The sequence below is a fragment of the Flavobacterium azizsancarii genome (genome assembly GCF_027980145.1).
In the GTDB taxonomy this organism is placed as follows: Bacteria; Bacteroidota; Bacteroidia; order Flavobacteriales; family Flavobacteriaceae; genus Flavobacterium; species Flavobacterium azizsancarii.
The window spans coordinates 1-26,192 of the sequence record NZ_JAMZNK010000024.1 but is presented as its reverse complement, the minus strand read 5'-3'; the positions used below and the strand labels follow the sequence as shown (position 1 = coordinate 26,192).

Here is a 26,192-nt window from a genome sequence, read left to right as displayed (position 1 = left end):
ATCATTTGTTTTTTATAAGAGCTATCTAAATAGATAGTTATTGCAAATTTACTTAACTATAAATAATTTTGCTACTATTATTTTTATAGTTTAAAATTTACTTAAAAAACACAATATGGTATTTGATCTAAAAGGACATGAATCAACGTCCAAAAAAAACAAACCGCTTATTACTATCGTAGGTATTTTGGGCAAACAAGGAGGCAGTGTTGCACGCACTCTTTTACAAAGTGGTCGCTATAGGGTACGTGGCATTACACGACGCATTGATTCACCCGATGCAATCAAGCTGATCGACCAGGGTGCTGAACTTGTTAGTATACCACTTGATCTTGGATATAAAAAAAACTTCGTTGAAGCATTTCAAGGTTCCTATGGTGTTTTCATGCTCACTCCAAATATTGCTCCGCCACAAACACATGAGTTTGAGTTAGGCAAAGAACTGGCAGACGCTGCTGTCGAGGCAGGAGTTCAGCATGTTGTCTTTAGCAGTTTGGAAAATGTAGATAAAATTACCGATGGTAAAAAGTTTGCACCCCATTTTACAGACAAGGCAAAAGTTGAAGATTATATACGTACACTGCCAGTCAAAAGCACGTTTATATATATGGCTTTCTTTTATACAAATCTGATAGAATTTTATACTCCAATTGTAAAAGACGATGTACTTGTATTTCCTATATATCTCCCAAAGGACTTCCGCGCACCATTTGTTGATCCCATTACTGCCACGGGACCGGCTGTTTTAGAAATTTTTGCACATCCGCTTAAATACGCGGGTAAATCCTTACCGGTTATTGGTGATATCATCGCTCCCCAGGAAATAATTGATACTTTTATCAGGGTCACAGGTAAGAAAGCCGAATATAGTTCAGCATTCAAACGGGAAGATTTTCTTGATCATTTCCCGGAATTTAGTTCAAATGAAACCTTATTGCAGGAGATTATCGGCATGTCTGAATATGCTGTTGAGTATGGCTATTATGGGCAAGACAAGGATTTGCTATGGAGCAGACAAATAAATCCTGACACGCTTACCTGGGAAGAATTCCTCCATCGTACAAATTGGCAAGGAGAAAAAACAAATTATTGATTGTTTAAATGCAAAAAAACTACTGCTTCATCAGAGCTAATAGAAAAAGATAATGATACAAAGCAAATTGCGCAAGTACCACTTAAATAATTGAAAAACAGAAGTATACACCATCCAAAGTTTTTATATAATTTAGCACTGAATGCGATAAACATTTAAAAGACAGCTTTTATTTCAATCTGTTCAGAAACATAAAAAAACACTAAAACCTGCAAATCTTAGGATTCGCAGGTTTTTTATTTCTAAATTATTCTCATCCCACTATCATAAACAATTCTTCACTTTATCTTTTTTCAAAACCAGATGACTAAAGATCTGCATTAGAAAGACACTATTATAATCCGAATTGTTTTTTCATGTCCGCAATAAAAACGGCATCACTTTCATTGTTCCTTTTTTCTAATAAAGCTATTGCATCAGGTGTTGCAGCATATCGCAATTGGTCAGTACCATCAGTTGCAGCTTCATAAATTTTTTGTGCCACTACCTCAGGAGGAAAACTATTTGCCCCCAGACTTTCCATTAAATCAAATAATTTTTTCATCAAGCCTTGGTATTCTGTCAGATTCTCATCATTTTTAAAATCAAAAGAACGTCCTGCAAAATCAGTTGCTGTAGCACCCGGCTCAATTATTTTGACCTTTCCGCCAAATGTAGCCACTTCAAAGTTTAACGACTCTGAAATCCCTTCTACAGCAAACTTGGTACCGTGATACAAAGCCCCGAAAGGGAATGTCAGACGTCCGCCCATAGAAGAAACATTAATTATAATTCCATCTTTATTTGCTCTGAAATGAGGCAGCACTGCTTTGGTAACATCAAGTAAACCAATTACATTAGTATTAAATTGACGGATAATACTTTCTCTTTCAAAAACTTCCAATGGCCCATAAGCGCCATAACCTGCATTATTAACCAAAACATCAATTTTACCAAAACGTTCTATACCCTCACGTACTGTTTTTTCGATGCTTTCAGGATCTAAAACATCCAATGCGGTTACTGATACATTATTCAATAATGTAAGTTCTGTTTCGTTTTGAGGTGTTCTCATTGTCGCAATAACATTCCAGCCCTGATCTGCAAAAAATATCGCTGTTGCTTTGCCAATACCACTGCTGCTGCCTGTTATTAGTACTGTCTTACTCATCTTTTTTACTTTTAAATTAATAGAACAAATTTCAGGTGTTTTTAGGAAAATTTATTTCTTGTACAGTTCAAATTCTATGTTCTGAAAAGCTCATTTATATCAATTCGAAAAACAATTCTCTGTAAGCCTCTTTTCTTTTGCATATTAATACGTTGAATAAATTATAAGAACTGACATAATCATGTGTTTTTCAAAAAACAGCAAAAGATTAGTTATATTTTTATTCCAAAAATGTCTACAAATTAAAGTGAAAATATTTCTTATATTCGCCTGGATAAAAGTCAGGTTACGGTACGATGAAAATATTACTAATTGAGGACGAACTTGAATTACAGAAAAGTATTCAGCAATACTTTGAAATGGAAGGTCATATTGTAGAAGTAGCCTCTGACTATGATAGAGCAGAGCAAAAAATAGCGCTCTACGATTATGATTGTATTCTTGTTGACATTACATTGCCTAAAGGCTGCGGTCTTGATCTGGTAAGAAAAACAAAACTAAAAAAATCCAAAGCCGGTATTATCATTATTTCTGCCAGAGATTCACTTTCAGATAAAATCTATGGTCTCGATCTTGGTGCTGATGATTATTTGCCTAAACCTTTTCACTTATCCGAATTAAATTCGAGAATAAAAGCCCTTATCAGACGAAAAGATTTCGATGGTAATTTAGAAATTACGCTCAATGAAATCCGGATTCTTCCAGCAGAGAGAAGTGTTTTTATCAATGGTCAAAACGTAATTCTGACTTCTAAAGAATACGATTTACTCCTCTATTTTATTGCCAATAAAAACCGCGTGGTGAGCAAAAATGCACTTGCAGAACACTTATGGGGAGACAATGCTGACCGATTCGATAATTTTGATTTTATTTACAACCATGTAAAAAATTTGAGAAAAAAACTTTTAGAAAATAAGTGTTGTGATTACCTCCAGACCATCTATGGCATTGGCTACAATTTTAAAATACATCAATGAAATTATTAGCTAAAACTAATCTGTATTTCGTGGTATTGAGTATTCCTGTTTTACTCTTATCGGGATTTGTTACTTATTCTTATATTATTAAGGAATTAAAAGAAAGTAATGATGATGTACTGATGGACCGGAAAGAAAGGATTGAACAATACTTAAGAGAGAATGACACTATCTCTGATTATTTGTTTACAAAAGGTAAAGAGGTTCAAATAAAAATAATTACCAAACCTGACTTTAAAAAAGTTAATAAGGATATCTTCTCAGATACTTTGATTTTTGACCGATCAGAAAAAGAGTTGGCCATAAATCAGATGATTACTTCTGTACTAAGAGTCAAAACAAAATATTATCAAATAAAAATATGGCGCAGCTCAGTCGAATTTGACGAACTCTTTGAAGGTATTTTTTCTATGCTTACCGCCATTTTATTATTACAGCTTTTAATTTCACTTGGCATCAACTTCTGGGTTACTAAAACACTGTGGCAGCCTTTTTATAAAATGATACATACCTTAAGAGTTTTTCGTGCCAGCGACAATCATGTTCCAAATCTTGAAAAAACTTCGGTAAAAGAATTTAAGGAATTGAGTCACTGTGTTAAAGAAATGATGAGTAAAATGATCACAGACTACAATAGTCAGAAGAGATTTACCGAAAACGCATCACACGAAATCCAGACGCCACTTGCCGTAATAAAATCTAAAATCGATCTCCTTATACAATCTGAAAATCTTGAGCAAAAAGACATAGAATTGATTATTGCTATTGATGACGCGAGCTCGAAACTAATCAGGCTTAACAAGTCGTTGCTATTGTTGACCAAAATCGAAAACAGGCAGTTTAAAACTACTGAAACAGTATCCGTAGAGAAAATGGTCAATGAATCATTACTGCTTTTTGAAGAACATATCAGAGAGCAAAAAATAGAAGTTCAAAAAAATGTCAAGTTTGATTTTTTAATCAAAATGAATTCTGACCTGTGCATGATCCTAATTAATAATTTATTTCAAAATGCCATTCGTCATAATATAACCGGAGGTAAAATTATCATTTTTATAAACCACAATAAGCTGTCCATTCAAAATACAGGAAAGGAAGAAGCTCTTGATGCAACTTTACTGTTTAAGAGGTTTCAGAAAATTTCTGTTTCGCATTTATCTGTTGGATTAGGAATGGCTATTGCAGACGAAATAGCAGAGGTCAGCGGATTAAAACTGAAATACAAATTCGTAGACCATCAACATCGTTTTACATTAAAAGTGCGATAACTCCTAATCCCGGAAGAATAAACGGAATCAGCAGCTAAAACTTTTTTATCGATACCAATACTGGTATACTTTCAAATAACTTACCAATTACATAAAGCCATCAATAAACATATTGTTGTGCTTGAGGATTTCTTGTGATAAAGGTCAATCTATAATTGACGGCAGAACTACTACAAAAAACTGCCATAATAAGATCTATACTAAAAAAAAAACATGACCTGACTCGTTTCCATTTTCCCTTTCTTTTTCTACAAATCTGCTATTTATTACACTTAAATAAATTTATTGTGAGGTTCCTGTTTTCTATGAAAACTTAAAAAACACTTAATAATTAAGTTCATAGCTAAAAATACAGAATTGCCACAGAATTCAGAAATAACTTCCCCGAAAATAAATGAAACACGCAGAAAGAATTAAAAACACTCTACCCAGAAAAAACTAGTGCAAAGGAAAAAATTAATTAGGTATCCCGCTTAAAAAAGTATCTTATCAAAATCGTTCACCTCCCCATAAAACCATAAATATCAGTATATCTTAAATAAATTTATGAAAGCAAATCTGTCAGGAAATAGTATAATAAACACTTATGCTATTAATAATTATTCAAAACTCAAATTATCTTTATTTTTTTTACCTCTATTTTTTTTAGTCGCAGTTGTTTTATTTCTTTATAAGCATGATGCTTTAAATACAGAGAACTATATACTGATACAAAAGGATTGTTTTCTTTTTATTAATTCAAAACTATCACAATTTCCTAATACAATCTATAACCTTACGCAGCTTGGGGATTGCTTAATTTCTTTTTCGCTCTTAACCCTTTTTATTATCTGCGCTCCTAAAATCTGGGAGTCTTTATTGAGTGCTTCACTTGTTTCCTGTGTATTTAGTACGATCCTTAAAAAACTATTTGCAGTACCAAGACCTGCTTTGGCATTTGATAATAGTCCCTTTTTTATTATTGGAAAAACATTATGCGGAAACAACAGTCTACCATCCGGGCATTCTATTACAATTTTTACAACCTTTACCGTTCTGTTGTTTTCTTTTATGCCAAAAAAACTGGATTATAAAATCTTGTGGATTTTTTTCATAATCACGACAGCGTTCTCTCTTGCTCTAACCAGAGTAGGTATTGGAGCGCATTATCCTCTTGATGTTTTTATAGGAGGCATCTTTGGATTTATTTCGGGACTTTTAGGTATTTTTATCACGAGAAAGTATAAAATTTGGGACTGGATTAGCAACAAAAAATACTATCCTGTTTTTATTGTATTATTTTTAATTTGTTGCATTTCATTAATCATTAGAATAACGCACGAAAATTTGATAATATATTATTTTTCAATTGCCAGTTTAGTTGTTTCACTATATAAAATTACCACTGTTTATGTTAAAAAATAATCTAAAAATAACTCATTTTGCCCTACTAATGAGTTGTATTAATTTCTTATTCTTCCATTTTCCATTCTTTTCCTTTGTCTTCGATAAAGTCGATTATAAGACCCTCAACGGTATTATACTCATTATAAGTTTAGTTATTATAATGTTGGTAGCAAATTATTTTGTCTTTTACCTCATATTCTTTCTGTCCCGCTTTGTTGGAAAATTTCTATTGGTAATATTTTTTGTAATCAATTCAATCGCAGTTTACTTTGTCAATACCTATGGTGCTATAATAGACGAGAGTATGATTGGTAATGTACTCAATACCAATTTTGCTGAGTCCAGTAGTTTTTTTTCTTTAAAACTAATATTGTATATCATTCTTCTGGGTGTTATTCCATCTGTGTATATTATTAAAGTCAAAATAATAAATGAAACACTAAAGAAATTTCTAATATCCTCTTCTATTATCCTGCTGTTTATTCTGGGCTTAGCATATGCTAATGCAAGTAACTGGCTCTGGATTGATAAAAATTCAAAAACTTTAGGCGGGCTTGCTATGCCCTGGTCTTATACTGTAAATACTTCTCTTTTTTATATTCACAAATACAAAAAAAATGAAAAAGAAATTCTCTTACCAAACGCTACCATAAAAGATAACAAAAAATCAGTTGTAGTCTTAGTAATAGGAGAATCTGCCAGAAGAGAGAATTTTTCTCTTTATGGCTATAAGAAAAATACAAATCCATTATTATCTAAGGTCCCAAACCTCTTTCATTTTGATGCGACCTCATGTGCCACTTACACCACTGCCGGTGTAAAATGTATTTTAGAGCATAAAAATACTGACGACTTATATGAAATCTTACCTAATTATTTATATCGAAATAATGTAGAGGTGATCTGGAGAACCACAAACTGGGGAGAACCGCCCGTTCATATCAAAGATTATCAAAATAGAGAAGTTTTAATGCCAAATTGCAAAGGCGAAAACTGCAACTACGATGAGATTCTTTTAACGGGATTAAAAGAACAGATACTAGCCAGTAAAAAAAATAAAATATTAATTGTATTGCATACCAGTACAAGTCACGGACCAACTTACAGCAAGAAATATCCACCACAATTTGAAACATTCAAACCTGTTTGTAATAGTGTTGAATTAGGAAAATGTTCGCAAACAGAACTAATCAATGCATATGACAATACGATTGTTTATACTGACTATATTCTATCTCAAGTTATCGAGGATTTAAAGCAGTTAAAGGAGTATAATAGTGCAATGATTTTTGTTTCTGACCATGGAGAATCTTTGGGAGAGAAGAATCTATATATGCATGGCGTACCTATAAGTATTGCACCTAAAGAACAATATGAGATTCCTTTTATAGTATGGTTATCTGATACTACTAAACAAGTTAAACCGAACAAAACATTAACACAGAACTATGTGTTTCATAGTGTTTTAAATTTTTTAAACATACAAAGCCCGATATATGACGAGGAAATGAATATTTTTAAATAATTTATTCAAATTAATAACCTGATACTTCGTTTCTATTAGAATCTAAAAAACCTATAATACCTTTTAATAGTGAACAATTGAGAAAAAAATTGATTCTTCTCTATTGATTTTAATTCGCACGGCGCGTAAAAAAAGTCTTAATGAAAATTAGGACTTTTTTTATGCATGCCAAAACATTCGGTAGTAATCCCTCTATCTTACCGGCATCAAACACATACAAATACAACATTTGTAGTACATAATGCTTCAAATTTGCTATTATGATTACTCGTCTAAAACTACATTTACCCTTTTTATGTTTTTATTGATTTCGGGCAAACGAGCTTGTAAAATGATATCATCCAAAATTAAAAAAGACACTCTAACGCATTCATGATTTAAAAACTTTACCATAAAACTAAAACCACAATAATGAAAAAACAAATTAGAAAATATGCCTTTTTACTCCTAATCGTTTTTGGAAACGGCTATGCTCAAACAAAAAAACATATGGATACCAAAAAGCCAATTGAAGAACGAATCTCGCTTTTGATCAAAGAAATGACATTAGAAGAAAAAGTGGGACAAATGAATCAATACAATGGTTTTTGGGATGTAACGGGACCCGCACCCAAAGGCGGAAGTGCTGAACTGAAATACGAACATCTACGTAAAGGCTGGGTTGGATCGATGTTAACCGTTCGAGGTGTAAAAGAAGTTCGTGCGGTACAGAAAATCGCAGTCGAAGAAACCCGATTGAGAATTCCTTTGATCATTGGTTTTGACGTTATTCACGGTTATAAAACTTTGAGTCCGATTCCGTTGGCAGAAGCCGCGAGTTGGGATCTGGAAGCGATAAAAAAATCGGCAGCAATTGCGGCAGATGAAGCATCGGCATCCGGTATCAACTGGACTTTTGCACCCAATGTCGATATTACAAATGATGCACGCTGGGGACGTGTGATGGAGGGTGCGGGGGAAGATCCTTATTTAGGAAGTAAAATAGGTTACGCCAGAATAAAAGGTTTTCAGGGAGAAACGATGGCAGATTTAGCCAAAGTAAATACAATTGCAGCTTGTACAAAACACTTTGCAGCATACGGTTATGTCGAGGCAGGACTAGAATATAATAGTGTAGATATGAGCAATTCTAAATTATACAATTCGGTTTTACCGCCTTTTGAGGCCACGGTACAAGCCGGAGTTCGTACGTTTATGAATTCATTTAACACCTTAAACGGTATTCCCGCAACAGGAAATGCATTTTTACAAAGAGATATCCTTAAAGGAAAATGGAAGTTTGACGGATTTGTAGTTTCAGATTATGCTTCTATTCGCGAAATGATTGCGCACGGTTATGCAAAAGACGAAGCCGATGCAACAGCAAAAGCAGTTATTGCAGGTTCTGATATGGATATGGAATCGTATTTGTACGTAGCAAAATTAGTGACTTTGGTAAAAGAAGGAAAAGTAAAAGAAGCTTTGATAGATGATGCTGTTCGCAGAATTCTTCGCGTAAAATTTGAATTGGGTTTATTTGATGATCCCTACAGATATTGCGATGAAAAACGTGAAAAAGAAGTTGTTGGCAGCAAAGCCAATAATGACGGCGTACTGGATATGGCAAAAAAATCTATCGTATTATTAAAGAATGAAAAGAATCTTTTACCACTGAAAAAATCCGGACAAAAAATTGCTTTGATCGGTGCTTTGGCAAATGATAAAAACAGTCCGCTTGGAAGCTGGAGAATTGCAGCCGATGATAATACGGCAGTTTCGGTTCTGGAAGCAATGCAACAATACAAAGACAATCAACTAACTTTTGAAAAAGGTGCAGATTTACTTTCGCAGAAAGCTACTTTCCTTACAGAAACAATTTTTAATACTACAGACAAAAGCGGTTTTGAAGCGGCAAAAACAGCTGCAAAAAATGCTGATGTTGTAGTAATGGTTTTAGGTGAATATGGATTTCAAAGTGGAGAAGCAAGAAGCAGAACCGATCTAAATTTGCCTGGAATCCAGCAAGAATTACTGGAAGAAATTTACAAAGTAAATCCTAATATCGTTTTGGTTTTAAATAACGGTCGTCCTCTGACTATTCCGTGGGCTGCCCAAAATATCCCGGCAATTGTTGAAGGCTGGCAACTGGGAACTCAAGCAGGAAATGCAATCGCTCAGGTTTTATACGGAGATTACAACCCTAGTGGTAAATTGCCAATATCTTTCCCGAGAAATGTGGGACAAGTACCTATTTATTACAACAAATACAGTACAGGAAGACCAATTGATAGTGATAAAAATGTTTTTTGGTCGCATTATATGGATGTAGAGAAAACGCCTCAATTTCCTTTTGGTTTCGGACTGAGTTATACAAAATTCGATTATAAAAATCTTAAAATAAATAAAACTACTTTTGCAAAAAGAGAAAAAATTGAAGTAAGCGTTGACGTTACCAACTCAGGAAATTATGACGGGAAAGAAGTTGTTCAATTATATATTCATGATGAATTTGCAAGCATCGTTCGCCCAATAAAAGAATTAAAAGGTTTTGAATTGGTCAACCTCAAAAAAGGAGAAACTAAAACTGTGCACTTTACTTTGACAGAAAGAGAACTTGGTTTTTATGACAATAACGGTAACTATTTAGTAGAACCGGGAGTATTTAACATCATGGTAGGTTGGAATTCTAATGAAGGACTTACCAGCAAATTTGAGTTAAAATAAACTCTATATAACCCGTTGGGTGTAATTATTTTCAAAACATTTAAACATTTCACCCAACGGGTTAGATATATTAAACACATAGAAACATAGATTTTTATAGAAAAAGAGTGATCCCAAAAAGAAACAAGTTTCTTTCACATAGTCCTGAAGCATCGGGCAACGTCATTAAGTTAAGAAATTTTTTAATGCGGATTACCTCTTTCAGAATCCGCAATCTTGTCATCTCGACGAAGGAGAGATCACATAAGAAACTCAGCAAAGATTGGCGAATAGCTGAACGGAAATACTAGTGTGATCTCTCCTGCGTCGAGATGACAAACTTTGTAGTTACTTCTCTGTCTATTTACTGATTCCTTAACTTAATGGCATTGACACATACCTATGTGAATTAATGTAAAGTAAAACGCCTTTTTTTAAGCAAACAAAAGCTATGTTTCTATGTGTTAAAACAACTACACAGCAGTTTAGTATACTTTTTAAAACAACCTTATAACCTGAGTACGATTAATCATTTCAAAATTATTAATCATGCTCATATTTTTTTGGAAATAGAATCAAATTTGCATAAAAAGTAAATTTTCTATTTAGTTTTATTAATATTGTTTATATATACTTAAAATAAAAGTTAATTTGCAAATTGAATCTCCGGAATGAAGTTGATCAATACTACTATGAAATGAAAAATATCAAATATATTCTTGCATGCTATTTTGTATTCATAAATTGCCTTTTATCTCAAGGTAAATTTGATAATTACCAATTTAGAAGCATACAGGAAACTACTTCAAAACGCGCCATAACTTCGATTATTCAGGATAAAAACGGTTTTATTTGGATAGGCACAAACGGCACGGGTTTATATCGGTATGATGGCGTAAATTATTTTGGGTACGAGTACAATAAAAAGCCCGGTTCGCTAAACAGCAACTTTATTTATGCCACCTTTCTTGATGCTGATAATAATTTATGGATTGGTACTGACGATGGGTTATGCCTGTACAACAGGGATTTAGACAATTTTACTAAAATCAATATCGAGGATGTCATTACAAAAGGCTACGACGAACCCATTACCGTAAAAACAATTATTCAGGATAATAACGGCAATTTAATCCTTGGCACCTATGGTTTTGGATTATTCAGACTTAATATAAAGACATTACAAGCTAGTTTAGTACAATCAAAGGTGCTTAAGAAATTTGATTTATTAATAAAATCTTCAGTAAAAAATAAACAGGGAATTGTTTATTTAGGAACTAATTATGGTCTTTTAGAACTTGATTTAAACGGAAAAGTCAAACAGGTTTATAAAGACAAATTCAAAAGAGAACCATTATTAGATGATATCGAAAATCTTGTTATCGATAAATATGGATATATATGGCTGGGAACAACAGAAAATGGCCTGATCAAAATTAAACCTGAAACAGATAATTACCAATTTGAAAATTATGCTATTACCAAAAACAAAATCTTATCTATTATAGAAAGCAGTCAGGATTACATCATTTGTGGTACAGAAAATGACGGATTGCTGGTTGTCAATTATAAAGGACAAGTACTGCAAAAATACCTGCACAGTAAATACAATGACTTCAGCTTAAAATCGAACTCGGTTTGGTCCTTATACGAAGACAAAGAAAAACGTCTTTGGTTAGGTTATTTTAATAAAGGACTGGGTGTATTTGATAAACCCAATAACAAATTCAATTCGCTTGAATCACTTGTAAACAATGATAATTCATTACAAACAAGTTACGTAACTTCAGTCATAAAAGATAAAAAGGGGAATCTATTAATCAGTAATGAAGGCGGCGGACTTGATATTTATAATCTTAGTAATAAAAGTTATATTCACGTAAACAAAAACAATCAAAACTACTATTCAGGTTTAGATGCTGTTGATATTCAGACCATCTTTATAGACAGCAAGCAAAATATCTGGATAGGAAGCTGGGATCGTGGTATCTACTTTTTGAAAAATGGCACTACCCGATTTGTAAACTACAATACAGTAAACACGACAGGATTAAAATCGAATCGGATTTTTAGTTTTTCAGAAGATTCAAAAGGCAGGATCTGGATTGGGACTTTTATAAAAGGACTGCATTATTTTGACAATAAAAGCAACACATTTGTGCATTGCGATTCTAAAGATTTTACAGATAATTCTATAGACAAAGCCTTTATTCGTAAAGTTTTTGTAGACTCTGATGACATTTTATGGGTTGGAACAATCCTGGGATTATACCAAGTTAGCTTAAAAGAAGAATCCGGTTTTAAAGTGACCAAAATGCGGGATGCCATGTTCAAGGACAAAACGAAGTACAACAGCATTCAGACTATTTTGTCTATTTATGAGTCTAATGATAAAACAATATGGATAGGAACAGATGGCGAAGGATTATTTAATTACAATAAAAAAACAAAGAAATTTTCAAATTATAATGACTTCCCAGGTTTTAAAGAAAAATCTGTTCGTGCGATAATTGCTGACAACAATGGCTCTTTGTGGATAAGCGGCGGATCAGGATTGACCAAACTCGATTTTAAAAATAAAAAAAGCACCAATTTCAACAAAGATGATGGTCTAGTTGATAATGATTTTAATAATAATGCGGTCTTTAAGGACGGAAACGGAGAACTGTATTTTGGCAGTTACGAAGGAGTAAATTATTTTAATCCTAACGAAATCAAAAAAGCAGAAAAAGCGCCAAGGTTATATTTTAGTGATTTCAAACTATTCAATCGATCTGTAAAACCCAATGAAGATGCTTCGCCCTTAATCAAAGTAATTGCTCAGACCAAAGAAATCACGCTCGATCATACACAATCTGTTTTTACTATTGAATATGTGGGAATTAACTATAATTATTCTAAGAAAAACCAATACGCGTATTATCTTGAAGGTTTTGAAAAAGACTGGAATTATGTAGGAAATAACAGAACGGCAACTTACACCAATCTTGCTCCCGGCAATTATGTTTTTAAAGCAAAATCAGCCAATGCAGATGGTTCCTGGAGCAATGATCAATTAGAACTAAAAATAAAAATCCTGCCGCCTTGGTGGAAAACCATTTGGGCGTACTTGTTATACACTTCTATTTTGGTGTTTCTGATTATATACTTTAATAAAATTTATCAAAATCGTTTTAAAGCGGGACAAGCCATCATTTTAGAAAAAGAAAAAAGTATCCAGTCAGAGAAACTAAACAATAAAAAATTACAGTTTTTCACGAATATCTCGCATGAATTCAGAACCCCATTAACGCTGATTATTAATCCGCTGGAAGATATTTTAAGAAGCAAAAATCTATCTCCTGAAATACATAATAAATTAAAAATTGTTCATAAAAGTTCAGATAGGCTTTCGAGGTTAATCAATGAACTTATGGATTTTAATAAATTAGAGTTTAATAAAATTTCGCTGCAAGCCAGAAAAATTGAAGTAGTAGCATTTACGCAGGGAATTATTGGCTATTTTGATGAAGAAGCCGCTGCCAGAAATATTACTATAAATTTTGAGTCCAAATTTGATGAGCTTGAAGACTGGCTAGATCCAAAAATGCTGGAAAAATACTCTTTAATATTATTTCGAATGCCTTTAAATTTACTCCGGACAATGGTTCAATTACTATTGCTATAGATAAATCAGATCCAGATAATTCGCTGCTCATTAACGGAAATAAAGTTCCCTCATTTTCTATAACCATTACAGATACGGGTTCCGGAATTCACAAAAAAGATCTAAAAAGAATTTTTGACAGATTTTATCAGGTCAATAATGTCAATAAAGATTATTACGGCAGTACAGGAATTGGTTTAGAGGTTGTAAAAGAATTTATTGAGTTACATAAGGGGAAAATTAATGTTGAAAGTAAGATAGAAGAAGGTACAAAATTCACGGTGACATTTCCGTTAGGTAAATCTTTTTATAAGAAAAGCGAAATAGTGGATGCTGTTTTTAAAGTTGAAAAAAGTAAAAACAAATTTCTGTCTGAATCTTTTAATAATGAATCAGACGACAATGAAAGTACAAATCAAATCGCAGAAAATGATGTTGTCGAAACCACAAAACCCTACACTATTTTGATTGTTGAAGACAATCCTGAATTAAGAAATTATCTAAAACACGAACTCAGCAAATTATACAAAGTTATTGTTGCCGAAAACGGTCAAAAAGGCTATGAACTTGCTGTTCAGAAATTACCGGATTTAATCATTACAGATGTTATTATGCCCGTAATGGATGGGTTGCAATTGTGCAAAAACATCAAAGGAGATCTAAAAACAAGTCATATTCCGTTATTAATGCTCTCGGCAAAAGCAATGGTAAAAGACAGATTAGAAGGCATCGATTCCGGCGCAGATATGTATTTGAGCAAACCATTTGAACTGGATATTTTAAAATCGAGTTTGGCACAGCTTATTACAAGCAGGCAAATCATGTTTAAGAAATTTTACAGCGGAATCACAAAAGACGGGAAAGAAAAAACAACTTCGCTGGATAATGATTTCATTCAAAAAATCCTTGCATTTATAAACGAAAATATCAGCGAACCTGAATTGAGTGTAGAATTATTATCTTCTAAAATTTTCCTGAGCAGAAGTCAATTGTATCGAAAAATAAAAACATTAACAGGTGTTTCAGTCAATGAGTTTATTAGAAATGTTCGACTGGAAAAAGCCAAACAACTGATCGAGAAAGGAAACAATAATATTAATGAAATAAGCTATAAAGTTGGGTTTACTTCTCCCTCCTATTTTACGAAATGTTATAAAATTAAATACGGGTATTTGCCTACGCATGAAAAAAGAATAAAAGAATAAGACGTTAAAAAAACAATCTACTGAAAGCAAAATCCAGCTAAAAGAGCTTCAATTTTTAAAAATTGAAGCTCTTTTTTTTGTAAGTCAATTTTTTCAATAATTAGTCTTTCCTATTCAAATCAATATTCACATATAAAAAATATTCTGCTCATTTTTTGAACATAAAATATTTTTAAAGCTAAAAACTTAGCAAATACTTGACAAGCTGTTCAAATGTCATAGTAGTCTCTTTTCTTGCCAATAGTGCATTTACAGCTTTTTTTGCATCAAATGTTGTACAATATGCTTCATCCGTTCTATAATAGCAGACCGCTACATTTTACTTTCGTTAAGAAATATTTAAGAAATAATACTGCTTGTCATTCCCTCATAATTCGCTTGACAAAAGAGGTTACTATTTAATATTTTGAAATAAAAACTAACTAATTATCAAAACTTAACGACCAAATTTTATGCAGAAAAAAACATTAAAAAAACTATTGTGTTTAATAGTATGTATGTGGGGAAATTTTTTCTTCGCACAAACTGTTAAAGGAAAAGTAACATCAGGCGGAATGGGCTTGCCGGGTGTTAGTGTAATAGTACAAGGAACAAAAAATGCAACCTCCACTGATTTTGACGGTGGTTTTGTATTAAACAATGTAGAACCAAAATCTATATTGACTTTTAGTTATATCGGGTACAAAAATGTATCCCTGCCAGCGGATACAAAATCTGTAATGCAGGTTGCTATGATCAATGATCTGGAAAAACTAAATGAAGTAGTGGTTATTGGTTACGGAACTTCAAAAAGGAAAGATATTAATGGCGCCATTTCTTCTATTAAAGCATCAGAAATTCAGGACAAACCTTTTACTTCTATCGATCAGGCTCTTGTAGGTAAAGCTGCAGGTGTAAATGTAACACAAAATTCAGGTACGCCAGGAGGTGGAATCTCGGTTCAGATTAGGGGAATTACTTCGATCAATGGTAACGAACCTTTGTATGTTATTGACGGAACTCCGGTTTTTGCGGATAAAAACAATGATTCATTTTCGTTTGGCGCATTAGGCGGTGGAAACGGTCAAACAAAAAATTCAGCTTTATCCAGTTTGAATATTTCGGATATTGAATCTATTGATATCTTAAAAGATGCATCTTCTACAGCAATTTACGGGGCAAATGGTGCAAACGGTGTTGTTTTGATTACAACCAAAAAAGGAAAAAAAGGAAAATCGACTTTTGCCTATGAAACGTATTTGGGAACTCAGGAAGTGACAAATCATGTTGATGTTTTGAATTTACCACAATATGCAGCGTATCAGGCTAAAATTTTCAAACTAAATGGCGAGCCTGTTCCTTATCAATACCAAAAGCCAAATTTATTAGGTAAAGGAACCAACTGGCAGGATGAACTTTTTAGAACCGCAACAATGTACAATCATCAGTTGTCATTCTCCGGTGAAAAAGACGGAACAAGATATTATACTTCTTTGAATTATTTTGATCAGGAAGGTGTTGTTCTAAACTCCGATTTCAACAGAATGTCTATGCGATTAAATGTAGACTCGAATGTAAAATCGTGGTTAAAAATTGGCAACAATATGTCATTGAGCAGGTCCTCTCAAAAAGTAGTCCGTAACGATGATCGTGGCGGTTTAGTGATGAATTCGCTCAGACAATCTCCAGAATTACCGGTAAGATATGCTGATGGTTCTTATGCTGGTCCTGCAAGCGGTATAGGTTCCTCTGCAAATGAAGCAACAAACCCAATTGCTTTGGCCGAATACAATAATGCAAAAACAGAACGATATAAAGTCAACGGAAATTTCTTTGCTGATTTTACGCTTATAAAAGGATTGGTTTTTAGAAGTGAATTGGGATATGACTTAAATTTTGCAAAAAGCAGTTCTTTTGCACCTGCTTATACTTTAGGAACTGTATCTGAACTTTTAAATAAATCATTCAAACAACAGGATCAAAGTTATTACTGGAGCCTTAAAAATTATTTGACTTACAATAAAACCATTAACGAAAAACACAGCTTTACCTTTTTGCTAGGTCAGGAAGCGCAGGAAAGTCGCTACGAATATTTGAGCGGTTACAGAAGCGGGGATTTTTTAAGCAAAGATTTTCCTAACTTAAATATAGGTGATATTGATACCGCAGTAAACGGAAATGGTTCCGGAAGATGGTCGATGACTTCTTATATTTCGAGATTAAACTATAGTTTTTCTGATCGCTATTCTTTTTCGGCTTCTTTAAGAGCAGATGCTTCGTCAAACTTTGGACCTAATAATAAATGGGGTTATTTCCCTTCATTTGCCGCAGGTTGGACAGTGAGTAACGAAAAGTTTTTTGAGCCTTTATCAAATACTGTAAATTATTTAAAATTCAGAGCAGGTTACGGTTCAGTAGGTAACCAAAATATTCCGGCAAACAGATACCAGACCATTTTATCGCTAACGGCGTCTCCGTTTGGCGGTGTATCGCCAACGATTGATAATTTAGGGAACCCGGATATTAAATGGGAATCATTGAAATCGTTTAACGTTGGTTTTGAATTAGGAATGTTTAATAACAGGGTAAAATTAGATTTTGATTATTATGTCAAAAAATCTTCTGATTTCCTGACCAAACAAATCAATGATGAATCAAATCAAAGTGCCCTTAATTATTATTTGAATACAGGTGAAATTCAAACAAAAGGAGTTGAATTTACCTTGAATACAAGAAATATTATTACAGAGAATTTTACATGGGACAGTACGATTATTTTATCAAAATATAATAACGAACTTACTAGTTTTCAAGGAGCAGGAAAAGCTTTATTGGGCAAAGTACAGTTCGATTTATACAACGTAACCAGAACTACAGAAGGACAGCCGGTTGGTCAGTTTTACGGATATGTAACTGATGGATTATTTAAAAATGCTGCCGAGTTAGCTGCAGGACCAATTCAGGAAACAGGAACAGGAATTGGCGATATCCGTTTTAAAGATCTTAATGGCGACGGAAAAATTGATGCTAAAGATCAAACAGCTTTAGGAAGTGCAATTCCGGATTTTACGTATTCATTGACCAATAACTTCAAATACAAAAACCTTAGTTTATCTGTTGTTTTAACCGGAAGCCAAGGCAATGAAATCTACAACTTTACCCGTCATTATACTGATGGAATTTATCCCGGATTTGGAGATCGATATGCAAATGTGACCACTCAGGCTTTAAATGCTTTTGAAGCGGGAGTAAACGAAAATACAGATGTGCCAAGAATTACCCTAAACGATCCAAACGGAAACGGCAGAATCTCGAACAGATTTGTTGAAGATGGTTCTTATCTAAGAATCCAGAATGTATCGTTGAGCTACGATTTACCAAAACAAATATTCGAAAAATCAATTATTACAAAAGTGAGATTGTATGTCAATGTTCAAAACTTATATACCTGGACAAAATACTCCGGTTTTGATCCTGCTTTAGGAAATTTAGATCAAAATATAACATTGAGCGGTATTGATTTAGGAAGATATCCAGTACCAAGAACTACTTCTGTAGGTTTGAATTTAGAATTCTAAAATTGAGATAAAACACAATTAACTTAATGATTCATAGTCATTAAAATAAAAATAATAGTTATGAAAAAATTCCTAAAACTTTTTCTGATGGTAATGCTGATACCATTGCTTTCTTTGTTTTCCTGTTCTGATGAATTTTTGGATGCTCCATCTGAAAATCAATTAACACCGGCCGATTTACCGGAAGGCGTTACGGCTTTTGATGGTATTGCCGAGAGTTTATATTTTAAGCCCTGGTTTACTTTTAATGATAAATTCCTGATTGCCGTTGGCGATATGTATGCCGGAAACGCTTTTACATTCGATGGTGCTTATGCTCAGTTTAAAGATGCTCAGGTAACCTCACAAAATCCAATCCTGACAGAAGGATATGTTTCGTTGTTTTCGGTGATCGATCAATCGAATAATTTAATGAGTCTGGTTGAAGACAGAAAAAGCGAATTGCCGGAAGCATCCTATAAAAATTCGATCGCCATCTCACGATTTATGCGAGCAAATGCCTATTTCTATTTGGTAAGAACTTTTGGAGCCGTGCCAATTATTAGCAAAGCAGGAACCGCCGCTCAGCCAAAAAGAAATCTTGTTGCAGATGTTTATAAATTTATAAAACAAGATTTAGAATATGCTATCGAAAACTTGCCTGATACTTCGGTAAAAAAAGGATATGTAACTAAAACGGTGGCAATGGGAATTCTTGCAAAAGTTCATTTGACTTTAAAAGAATACACAGAATGTGCAGATTTGACCCAGAAAATTATGGGAAAACAATATTCGTTAATTCAGGATTACGGCAACTTATTTAGCAGCCCTGAAAACAATAACAGTCCCGAAAGTATGTTTGCCTTGCAATGGAAAGCTATTGCTACCGAATGGGGAACTCAAAATACAAATCAGGCCTATATCGTTCCCGGAGGTACAGGAATAACTGGCGGTGGCGACGGTTGGGGAGTTCACCTGCCTTCTATTTCATTGCAAAGTGATTTTGAACCAAAGGATACCCGAAAAAAGAGCACGATCATGACCGATGGCGACTTTTATCCTGAATTATTAAAAAATAAAGGAGGTTTCACGTATAAAAAAATCCTCTCTTCGACAGGAGCCAATTTCAGAAAATACATTGTAGGTTCTGCAGCAGAAAGAAACGATGTTTTCTTTATGAAGACTTCACAAAACACGATTATACTACGATATTCAGATGTTTTATTAATGCATGCCGAAGCGATTTTGGCCGGAGCGCCTTCTACAACTAATGCATCTGCATTAAGCGCGTTTAACGAAGTGAGAACAAGAGCAGGATTATCAACTAAAACAATACTTACCAGAGATGAGTTGTTTAAGGAAAGAAGAATTGAATTTGCCCTTGAAGGACAATATTTCTTCGATTTAAAACGCCGCGGTCTGGCCGAAGCAACAGCAATTATCTCAAATCAGGAAGTTGGTTTTTATTCTGATGATGCCAGAACCCAATTGATTTCTGTAAAGATCACTCCGGGAAGCAATTATTTTGAACTGCCATTACCGCAATCTGCTATTGATACTAATCCATCATTACTAGAACCTCCTGTTCCTTATAACTTTAATTAATTTATACTATGATTAATAAAATAAAATATACAATTATAATTCTTTTGGCATTTGCTTCTTTCACGGCTTGTCAAAACGATGACGCAGTTACCGCAAATGTAGATGCAATGGTTGCAGAACCGGGCGATTTACTCAACCAAACCTTTCCTCTAACTAAAATAAGAGTCGAAGGAACAGGATTAACAGGATTGAAAAAAATCACGCTCGATAATAAAATTGATATCAGTTTCAATCCCAACTATAACTCAGATAAAGCGTTTATTTTCACCATTCCTTTTGATGAAAAATTAGGAAGCAGATTTGGCGTACAACCCATCACATTTGTAACAGCATCCGGATCAGTAACTAAAAATATTGAGATTTTACAACCCGTTCCTACTATTACAAAAACAATTCCGGCTGTAGCAACTCCGGGTTTTCCACTGGAAATACAAGGCACATGGTTTTATAATGTTTCTTCGATAACCTTAGGAGGTAAATCACTCAGTTATTCTGTCAATTCATCTTCATCCATTATTATTGGTTTACCTGCGGATGCAGTTTCCGGATCAGAATTAGTAATTAGTACACCAGGAGGTTCAGCAAAAAAAACAATAGAATTTGCAACATCAATTCTTGTGTCTGATTTTGACGGAGCTGGTACAAGACGCGATTGGAGTGCGTATGGTGATATGGATAGTTTTAATGCAAATACCACAGGCGGACCAACTGGTAATTATGCCGCATTATCATGGGTTGGTTCAACTGCCAATGGTTACAATGGAAGCAGTGCCGGTGGCGGAGCTAGTTTTCTAAGCGCAGCTAATAACGATGCAACAAAAGCTTTTATAGATATTGATGTAAGCGGGAATGTTGCAGGCGCTCAATTTGCCATTCAATTGAATACCATTGATGGAAAAGATTACGGTTATAATTTTAAAATAACCGATGTTAACTGGACTACAAAAACAATATCAATAGCTGATTTTAAAGACAATTATGGTTTTGGTTCGAATTCAGCCGCTACATTAGATCCTTCTAAAATCAATGAAATTAAAGTTGGAATTGCGCAAGGAGATACACCAAATCCAAGCGTAATAAAATTTGATAATATTAAAATTCGCTACCAATAATTAATGGTTTTGTGTTTTAATTTTTAAAACTAAAAAAGAGGCTGTTTTTAAAAGCAGTCTCTTTTTACTACAGTGGAGCTATGAAATATTGAACACGAATTTGCACAAATTATAAATGGGTCATTTTAGTTTGTGAAATTAATATCACGAACGAATTAGTGTCAATTCGTGCAATTCGTGTTTCTTTTTCACTTGTGCTCTTATATAAACTATAAATACAAGTAATTGCATGAATAATGCTAATACTTTAAAATAAAAAACAATATGAAAAATAAAATTTTACTTGTGTTCACCAGCCTTGTCTTTTTTTTAAACTCTTGTTCAAAAGATGACAATGTAATGGCCAATACTTTAGAATTGCCTGTTGCAAACGCACCAAAAGATGTAAACGATGCTAGTTTCAGAGCAAAATGGAATTACGTTTCTAATGCTAAAAGCTATCTTTTGGATGTTTCTACCAGCGAAAATTTCGCCACTTTTGTATCTAATTACAATGCAAAACCAGTAACTGATTTAAACGAAGTTGTCATTGGTTTAGATGGCGGCACACAATATTTTTATAGAGTCAGAGCCAAAAACGAGACAGAAATTTCGGCGTATTCAAATGTTATTTCTGTGGTAACTACAGGTACAAGCAGTATTCCTGAAGATCCTACTTTTCTAAAAGTAAAAGCCAATAAAGTCACCAATCCGTTTTTTGTAGGTATGGCGGTAAAAGCTTCACAATTGACTGCCGGCAGTCCTTATGCTGTTATTTTGAAAAATGAATTCAGCAGTATTTCTGCCGAATATGAAATGAAAATGGATCAAATTTCTACTGCAAGTGGTGTTTACAACTGGACTGTAGCAGATAAAATTGTCGCTTATGGAAATGCAAATGCTATCAATGTTCACGGTCATGCTTTGGTATGGCATAATTCGGTTCCTAAATGGTTACAGGATTTTGCAGGAACTGATGCTGAATTTACGACAGAAGTAAAAAAATACATTACAGATGTGGTTACGCATTATGCGGGAAAAGTAAAATCCTGGGATGTGGTAAATGAAGCTGCAGACGATAATGGCGGTAACATGAGAAATACTATTTTCCTTAAACGAATGGGACCTAATTACATCAAAGACTGTTTTCAATGGGCTAGAAATGCGGCAACTGCTGCAGGCGATACCAACTTGTTATTGTTTTATAATGATTATGCAACTTCAACTAATATCGCAAAACAAGACCGGGTTTTTACCATTACAGATGATTTAAAAGCAAGTAATCTTATTGATGGTCTTGGTTTTCAAATGCACAATACGTATTTAAGCCCAACCAAAGCTCAAATAGAAACTGATCTTAACAGAGCAGTAGCAAAAGGATTGAAAATTCACGTTTCTGAATTGGATATTCAAGTAAATCAATCGAATGACATTGCTGCTTTTACAAATGAAAGAAGACTGGCGCAAAAAGAAAAATACAAAGAGATCGTGAAAATTTATAATGCCCTTCCTAAAGCTAATAAATATGCTTTAACGGTTTGGGGAATGAAGGATAATGAATCCTGGATTCCGTACAGTACAGAACTAAACCACGCAGGAAATGACTGGCCTTTATTGTATGATGCAAATTTTGCCATCAAAAGCTCCCATACAGGATTTCTTGAAGGTTTAGATTAAATATAAATCTATAATGAACACGAATTTCATGAATTAACACTAATTTTTAAGGGTATTAACCTGGTTTGCGAAATTAATTTCACAAACTAATTAGTGACAATTCGTGTAATTCGTGTTTATATTAAAATCTATAAGAAACATAAATTACACGAATCAGTACTAATTTAAAAAGGTAGACCCCGTTTGTGAAATTATTTTTCACAAACCAATTAGTGATAATTCGTGCAATTCGTGTTTGTATTTTAAATAGGTCTTTTGTAGACTGTTACATCATCAACCCACATCATTACAGTTGTAAATAAGTTTATTTTATTAGGATCTATAAAATTAGAATCTTTTGATCCCACATTGACATTAAAAATAATCGAATGCTTCCCGAAATTATTTAAATTAAGGTTCGATACACCACTATTTGTATAGATTGAAACAGTCACATTATCTACCTTGATTGTTACTGTTACTATATTATCTTTCATCTTCCAGAAAGATTCGTATAAATGCCATCCTCCATTTCCGTTAATATCAAAATTAGCAGGATAATTTCTTTCGGCTGAGTTTCCTAATTGGTTATTTCCCGTAGAAGTTCCGTAAAAAATATTCGAAGTATAACGACTTGCGTTAGGCGCAAAAGAATATCCTTCCAGAATATCAATTTCTCCCTGTGTTGGCCAGGCATTTCCCTGAACCGACCAAAAAGCGGGCCACGCGCCATAAGTTTCTGTAAAAGACTTGTAAGTTCCACCGTCCATGGCTATTAATTTAATATTAGCAGAAAGCATATATTCCGTATTGTTTTCTGGTTTGTATTGGTAATTAGACGTAATAAAACCAGATTGATATTTGTACGTGCTTAATTTTGTGGTCTTGATTTCTAAACATTGTTTTCCATCTCGCCATTGCGTGGTGGGCACAGAACTATAATAGTCACAATACCAGGAATTGTAATCCGCTCGTTGTTCTTTTGTCCATTGTGAGAGACTGGAACCTACATCAAATGTATCTTCAAATTGTTTTACCCAGGGCGCACCGGCCACTTTGTTCGTACTGCCTTTTGTAGTTGCAGTTGCGTTTGCCAATTGATTCTCTGCTGCAGGTGTTGCATTATCTGAGCAGGATGCAAATCCTAAAACACACGTTAGTGTTAATGATAACAGACTTAATTTTTTCATCGTTTTTTGTGGTTAAATTTATAATTATAGTAAAGTATTTATTCGGATTTATGATTATAAAAGTAAGTTTATATATACAAAAAAAGTATCCCATTTGATGCAAAACATATCATAAATGATGTACGCAGGTATTAAATATTGAGAAACTGATAAGATTAGAAGAAGACACAATGGATTAATATAATCTACAATTCAATTAAAATTAAAATAAGAGTGATGTGTTTTAAAAGTGGATTTTCTCCATAAAAAAAGTCCTAATGAAAATCAGGACTTTTTAATATAATTTAAATCAGAAATATTTTAAACAATAGATTACTTCACTTTACATTCATAAACATAGCCACCACCGCACGAAAAATAAATTTATCATTCAAAATTGTTATTCCCGAAATCCCTGCTTTGCCTTTTATTTTCTTTTCAATCATCACTTCACCATTATTTTTGTTTAGAACGAATAATTCGGGTTTAACCAAGTTTGAAGCGCCTGATCCTGCCTATTGAGTTCAGCACGGTTATGCTGTTTGTAATCCTGACGCCCGCGGAATTGCACATAGTGAAGGCGATATAACCATGATTGGTTCTCAGGAAGCAGAAGATTGTTATGATCTTATAGAATGGCTGACAGTACAAGATTGGTCCAACCAAAAAACAGCCTTATCAGGAACTTCATATTAGCGTTTTCACAATGGTTTATTGCTGCAGGTCAACCACCACATCTTACTTGTATAAGTCCAACGGAAGGTTTGCAGGATGCTTATCGTGATTTAGCTTATATTGGCGGGATTCCTGATCCAAATTTCCTTCACCGTCTGCAGATAAATCATGTAAGCGCAACCGAAGCAAAACGCGAAGATATGACTGTCGAAATGGAAGCTTACCCTTTAGCAGATGCTGAATTGTGGAAAGACAAAGTTGCCGATGTTTCTAAAATTACCGTGCCTACTTATGTTGTGGCAAGTTACTCGAATACATTGCATACAATGGGAACTTTCCGCTCATGGCGTTCTATTGGTTCTAAAGAAAAATGGTTGCGTATTCATGATACTCAGGAATGCCCTGATTATTACAATGCTGAATCTACTGAGGAACTACGTAAGTTTTTTGATTATTATTTGTTAGGAAAACAAAATGGATGGGAGAAAACACCCACTGTACGTTATTCAATTTTGGATTTTCAGGCTAACAACAAAACAGGGCTTATTGCTGAAACTTTTCCTCCTAGAGAGTCCCAATTACAGCGCTATTACTTCAGCGGCAGAACAAGAACTTTACAATTAAATGCCGATGATAATGAATTGCCATTACGCTATTTTCCTGAGGCTTTGCCTTGCCGTGTATCGTTCCACACTGTTTTTGAAAAAGAAACTACTTTTATTGGTTATCCAAAAGTAAAACTCTTTATGGAAGCAGAAAACACCGATGATATGGATGTATTTGTATGGGTACAGAAAATTGACAAATTAGGCAATGTACTGAGCGAATTTGTAGTACCTAACCGCAATGCCGCTTTACAGGATTTTACTCAGGACGGAGCGTCTGCCAGACATTTAGATCCAATCCTTTCTACTGATGAAATTTCCGCATACAGTTTTGACCGCGCAGAAAAGCTTTCAGGAAAAGAAATCGTAGAATTGAATATTGTACTTAGTCCTATTGGTATGACATATAACGAAGGAGATACTCTGCGTGTGATGATAAGCAGTAAAGACGAAATTGGTTCTGTGATGCCGGGGACTCCAGGTTGTATCACCAATAACAAAGGCGTTCATATTTTGCACACAGGTGGCAAATATGTAGAGGAGTCAGGGTTTAAAAATTTTAATATCCTTTTAAATACTATAACAGTTAATTACCAATCAACCTTAAACTATTTTGATAATAGAAGTATAAATACTTCAGCAGAATCTTTTAATGCTAAAGTAAAAGCGTTTAGAAGTCAAATTAGAGGAGTGCGTAAAATAGATTTCTTCTTATTCAGATTATCTAATCTTTTTGGTTAATCCCCAACTTTTGCGTTTGATCCGTTTTCGTGTTGATCCCGACAGACTCCCGATAGCTATCGGGGCTCGCGCATTACTGCAGTATTTTGTAAAACAAAAAACCCTGTTTCGCTAGAAACAGGGTTTTCAAAAGAAAGGCGACGACATACTCTCCCACATAACTGCAGTACCATCTGCGCAGG

Annotated in this window: 16 protein-coding genes and 1 pseudogene; 15 read left to right on the top strand and 2 right to left on the bottom strand. The window is 33.9% G+C overall.

The genetic code is table 11. From position 1 onward, the window contains the following. Nucleotides 1–115: 115 nt before the first annotated feature. Nucleotides 116–1,093 carry an NmrA/HSCARG family protein gene (locus NJT12_RS14585; RefSeq protein WP_271336649.1) on the top strand — a complete coding sequence of 326 codons (978 nt, stop codon included), beginning with the start codon at nucleotides 116–118 and terminating at the stop codon, nucleotides 1,091–1,093. Between the two features lie 334 nt (nucleotides 1,094–1,427). On the opposite strand, the gene NJT12_RS14580 is transcribed toward NJT12_RS14585, so the two are convergent. Beyond that, nucleotides 1,428–2,243: an SDR family oxidoreductase gene (locus NJT12_RS14580; protein ID WP_271336648.1), complete on the bottom strand. Its 816-nt coding sequence runs from the start codon at nucleotides 2,241–2,243 to the stop codon at nucleotides 1,428–1,430. A gap of 296 nt (nucleotides 2,244–2,539) precedes the next feature. Between NJT12_RS14580 and NJT12_RS14575 the strand changes: the two genes are divergently transcribed. The 12 genes and pseudogenes from NJT12_RS14575 to NJT12_RS14520 all read left to right on the top strand — a co-directional run bounded on the left by NJT12_RS14575 (nucleotide 2,540) and on the right by NJT12_RS14520 (nucleotide 22,841). Beyond that, on the top strand, nucleotides 2,540–3,220 hold the full coding sequence (locus tag NJT12_RS14575) for a response regulator transcription factor (protein ID WP_271336647.1): 681 nt from the start codon (nucleotides 2,540–2,542) through the stop codon (nucleotides 3,218–3,220). Continuing rightward, the gene (locus NJT12_RS14570; RefSeq protein WP_271336646.1) at nucleotides 3,217–4,488 is read left to right on the top strand and encodes a sensor histidine kinase; all 1,272 of its coding nucleotides are present in this window, start codon (nucleotides 3,217–3,219) and stop codon (nucleotides 4,486–4,488) included. The genes NJT12_RS14575 and NJT12_RS14570 overlap by 4 nt, the downstream gene beginning before the upstream one ends. Before the next feature lie 858 nt (nucleotides 4,489–5,346). Further along, complete coding sequence (locus NJT12_RS25100; RefSeq protein ID WP_338083390.1) at nucleotides 5,347–5,892, top strand: phosphatase PAP2 family protein; 546 nt, start codon at nucleotides 5,347–5,349, stop codon at nucleotides 5,890–5,892. After that, nucleotides 5,879–7,399, top strand: coding sequence for a phosphoethanolamine--lipid A transferase EptA (gene eptA / locus NJT12_RS14560; RefSeq protein ID WP_271336644.1), 1,521 nt, complete (start codon nucleotides 5,879–5,881; stop codon nucleotides 7,397–7,399). The genes NJT12_RS25100 and eptA overlap by 14 nt, the downstream gene beginning before the upstream one ends. A gap of 411 nt (nucleotides 7,400–7,810) precedes the next feature. Further along, nucleotides 7,811–10,102, top strand: a complete 2,292-nt coding sequence (gene bglX, locus NJT12_RS14555; protein ID WP_271336643.1) for a beta-glucosidase BglX — start codon at nucleotides 7,811–7,813, stop codon at nucleotides 10,100–10,102. Nucleotides 10,103–10,778: 676 nt separating this feature from the next. Continuing rightward, nucleotides 10,779–13,748, top strand: coding sequence for a ligand-binding sensor domain-containing protein (locus NJT12_RS14550; RefSeq protein ID WP_271336642.1), 2,970 nt, complete (start codon nucleotides 10,779–10,781; stop codon nucleotides 13,746–13,748). Beyond that, nucleotides 13,652–13,966: pseudogene (locus tag NJT12_RS25095) on the top strand (sensor histidine kinase); the annotation flags it as partial. The gene NJT12_RS14550 and the pseudogene NJT12_RS25095, both read left to right, overlap by 97 nt. A 42-nt stretch (nucleotides 13,967–14,008) precedes the next feature. Beyond that, nucleotides 14,009–14,932 carry a response regulator gene (locus NJT12_RS14540; protein ID WP_271336641.1) on the top strand — a complete coding sequence of 308 codons (924 nt, stop codon included), beginning with the start codon at nucleotides 14,009–14,011 and terminating at the stop codon, nucleotides 14,930–14,932. Between the two features lie 452 nt (nucleotides 14,933–15,384). Next, the gene (locus tag NJT12_RS14535; protein ID WP_271336640.1) at nucleotides 15,385–18,489 is read left to right on the top strand and encodes a SusC/RagA family TonB-linked outer membrane protein; all 3,105 of its coding nucleotides are present in this window, start codon (nucleotides 15,385–15,387) and stop codon (nucleotides 18,487–18,489) included. Between the two features lie 60 nt (nucleotides 18,490–18,549). Continuing rightward, the gene (locus NJT12_RS14530; RefSeq protein WP_271336639.1) at nucleotides 18,550–20,073 is read left to right on the top strand and encodes a RagB/SusD family nutrient uptake outer membrane protein; all 1,524 of its coding nucleotides are present in this window, start codon (nucleotides 18,550–18,552) and stop codon (nucleotides 20,071–20,073) included. Nucleotides 20,074–20,081: 8 nt separating this feature from the next. After that, a complete protein-coding gene (locus tag NJT12_RS14525) occupies nucleotides 20,082–21,185 on the top strand; it encodes a hypothetical protein (protein ID WP_271336638.1) in 1,104 nt (367 codons plus the stop codon). Between the two features lie 264 nt (nucleotides 21,186–21,449). Continuing rightward, entirely contained in the window at nucleotides 21,450–22,841 is a 1,392-nt protein-coding gene (locus NJT12_RS14520) for an endo-1,4-beta-xylanase (RefSeq protein WP_271336637.1), read from the top strand. 242 nt (nucleotides 22,842–23,083) lie between these two features. Here NJT12_RS14520 and NJT12_RS14515 read toward each other — a convergent pair whose 3' ends face one another. Continuing rightward, entirely contained in the window at nucleotides 23,084–24,010 is a 927-nt protein-coding gene (locus NJT12_RS14515; RefSeq protein ID WP_271336636.1) for a LamG domain-containing protein, read from the bottom strand. Nucleotides 24,011–24,553: 543 nt separating this feature from the next. On the opposite strand from NJT12_RS14515, the gene NJT12_RS25165 reads away from it, so the two are divergent. Both NJT12_RS25165 and NJT12_RS14510 read left to right on the top strand, forming a co-directional pair. Continuing rightward, nucleotides 24,554–24,685 (top strand): CocE/NonD family hydrolase, encoded by a 132-nt coding sequence (locus NJT12_RS25165; RefSeq protein ID WP_414655395.1) that lies wholly within the window; start codon nucleotides 24,554–24,556, stop codon nucleotides 24,683–24,685. Beyond that, entirely contained in the window at nucleotides 24,625–26,010 is a 1,386-nt protein-coding gene (locus NJT12_RS14510) for a CocE/NonD family hydrolase C-terminal non-catalytic domain-containing protein (protein ID WP_271336635.1), read from the top strand. Before NJT12_RS25165 ends, NJT12_RS14510 begins: the two co-directional genes overlap by 61 nt. The last annotated feature ends 182 nt before the right edge of the window (nucleotides 26,011–26,192 follow it).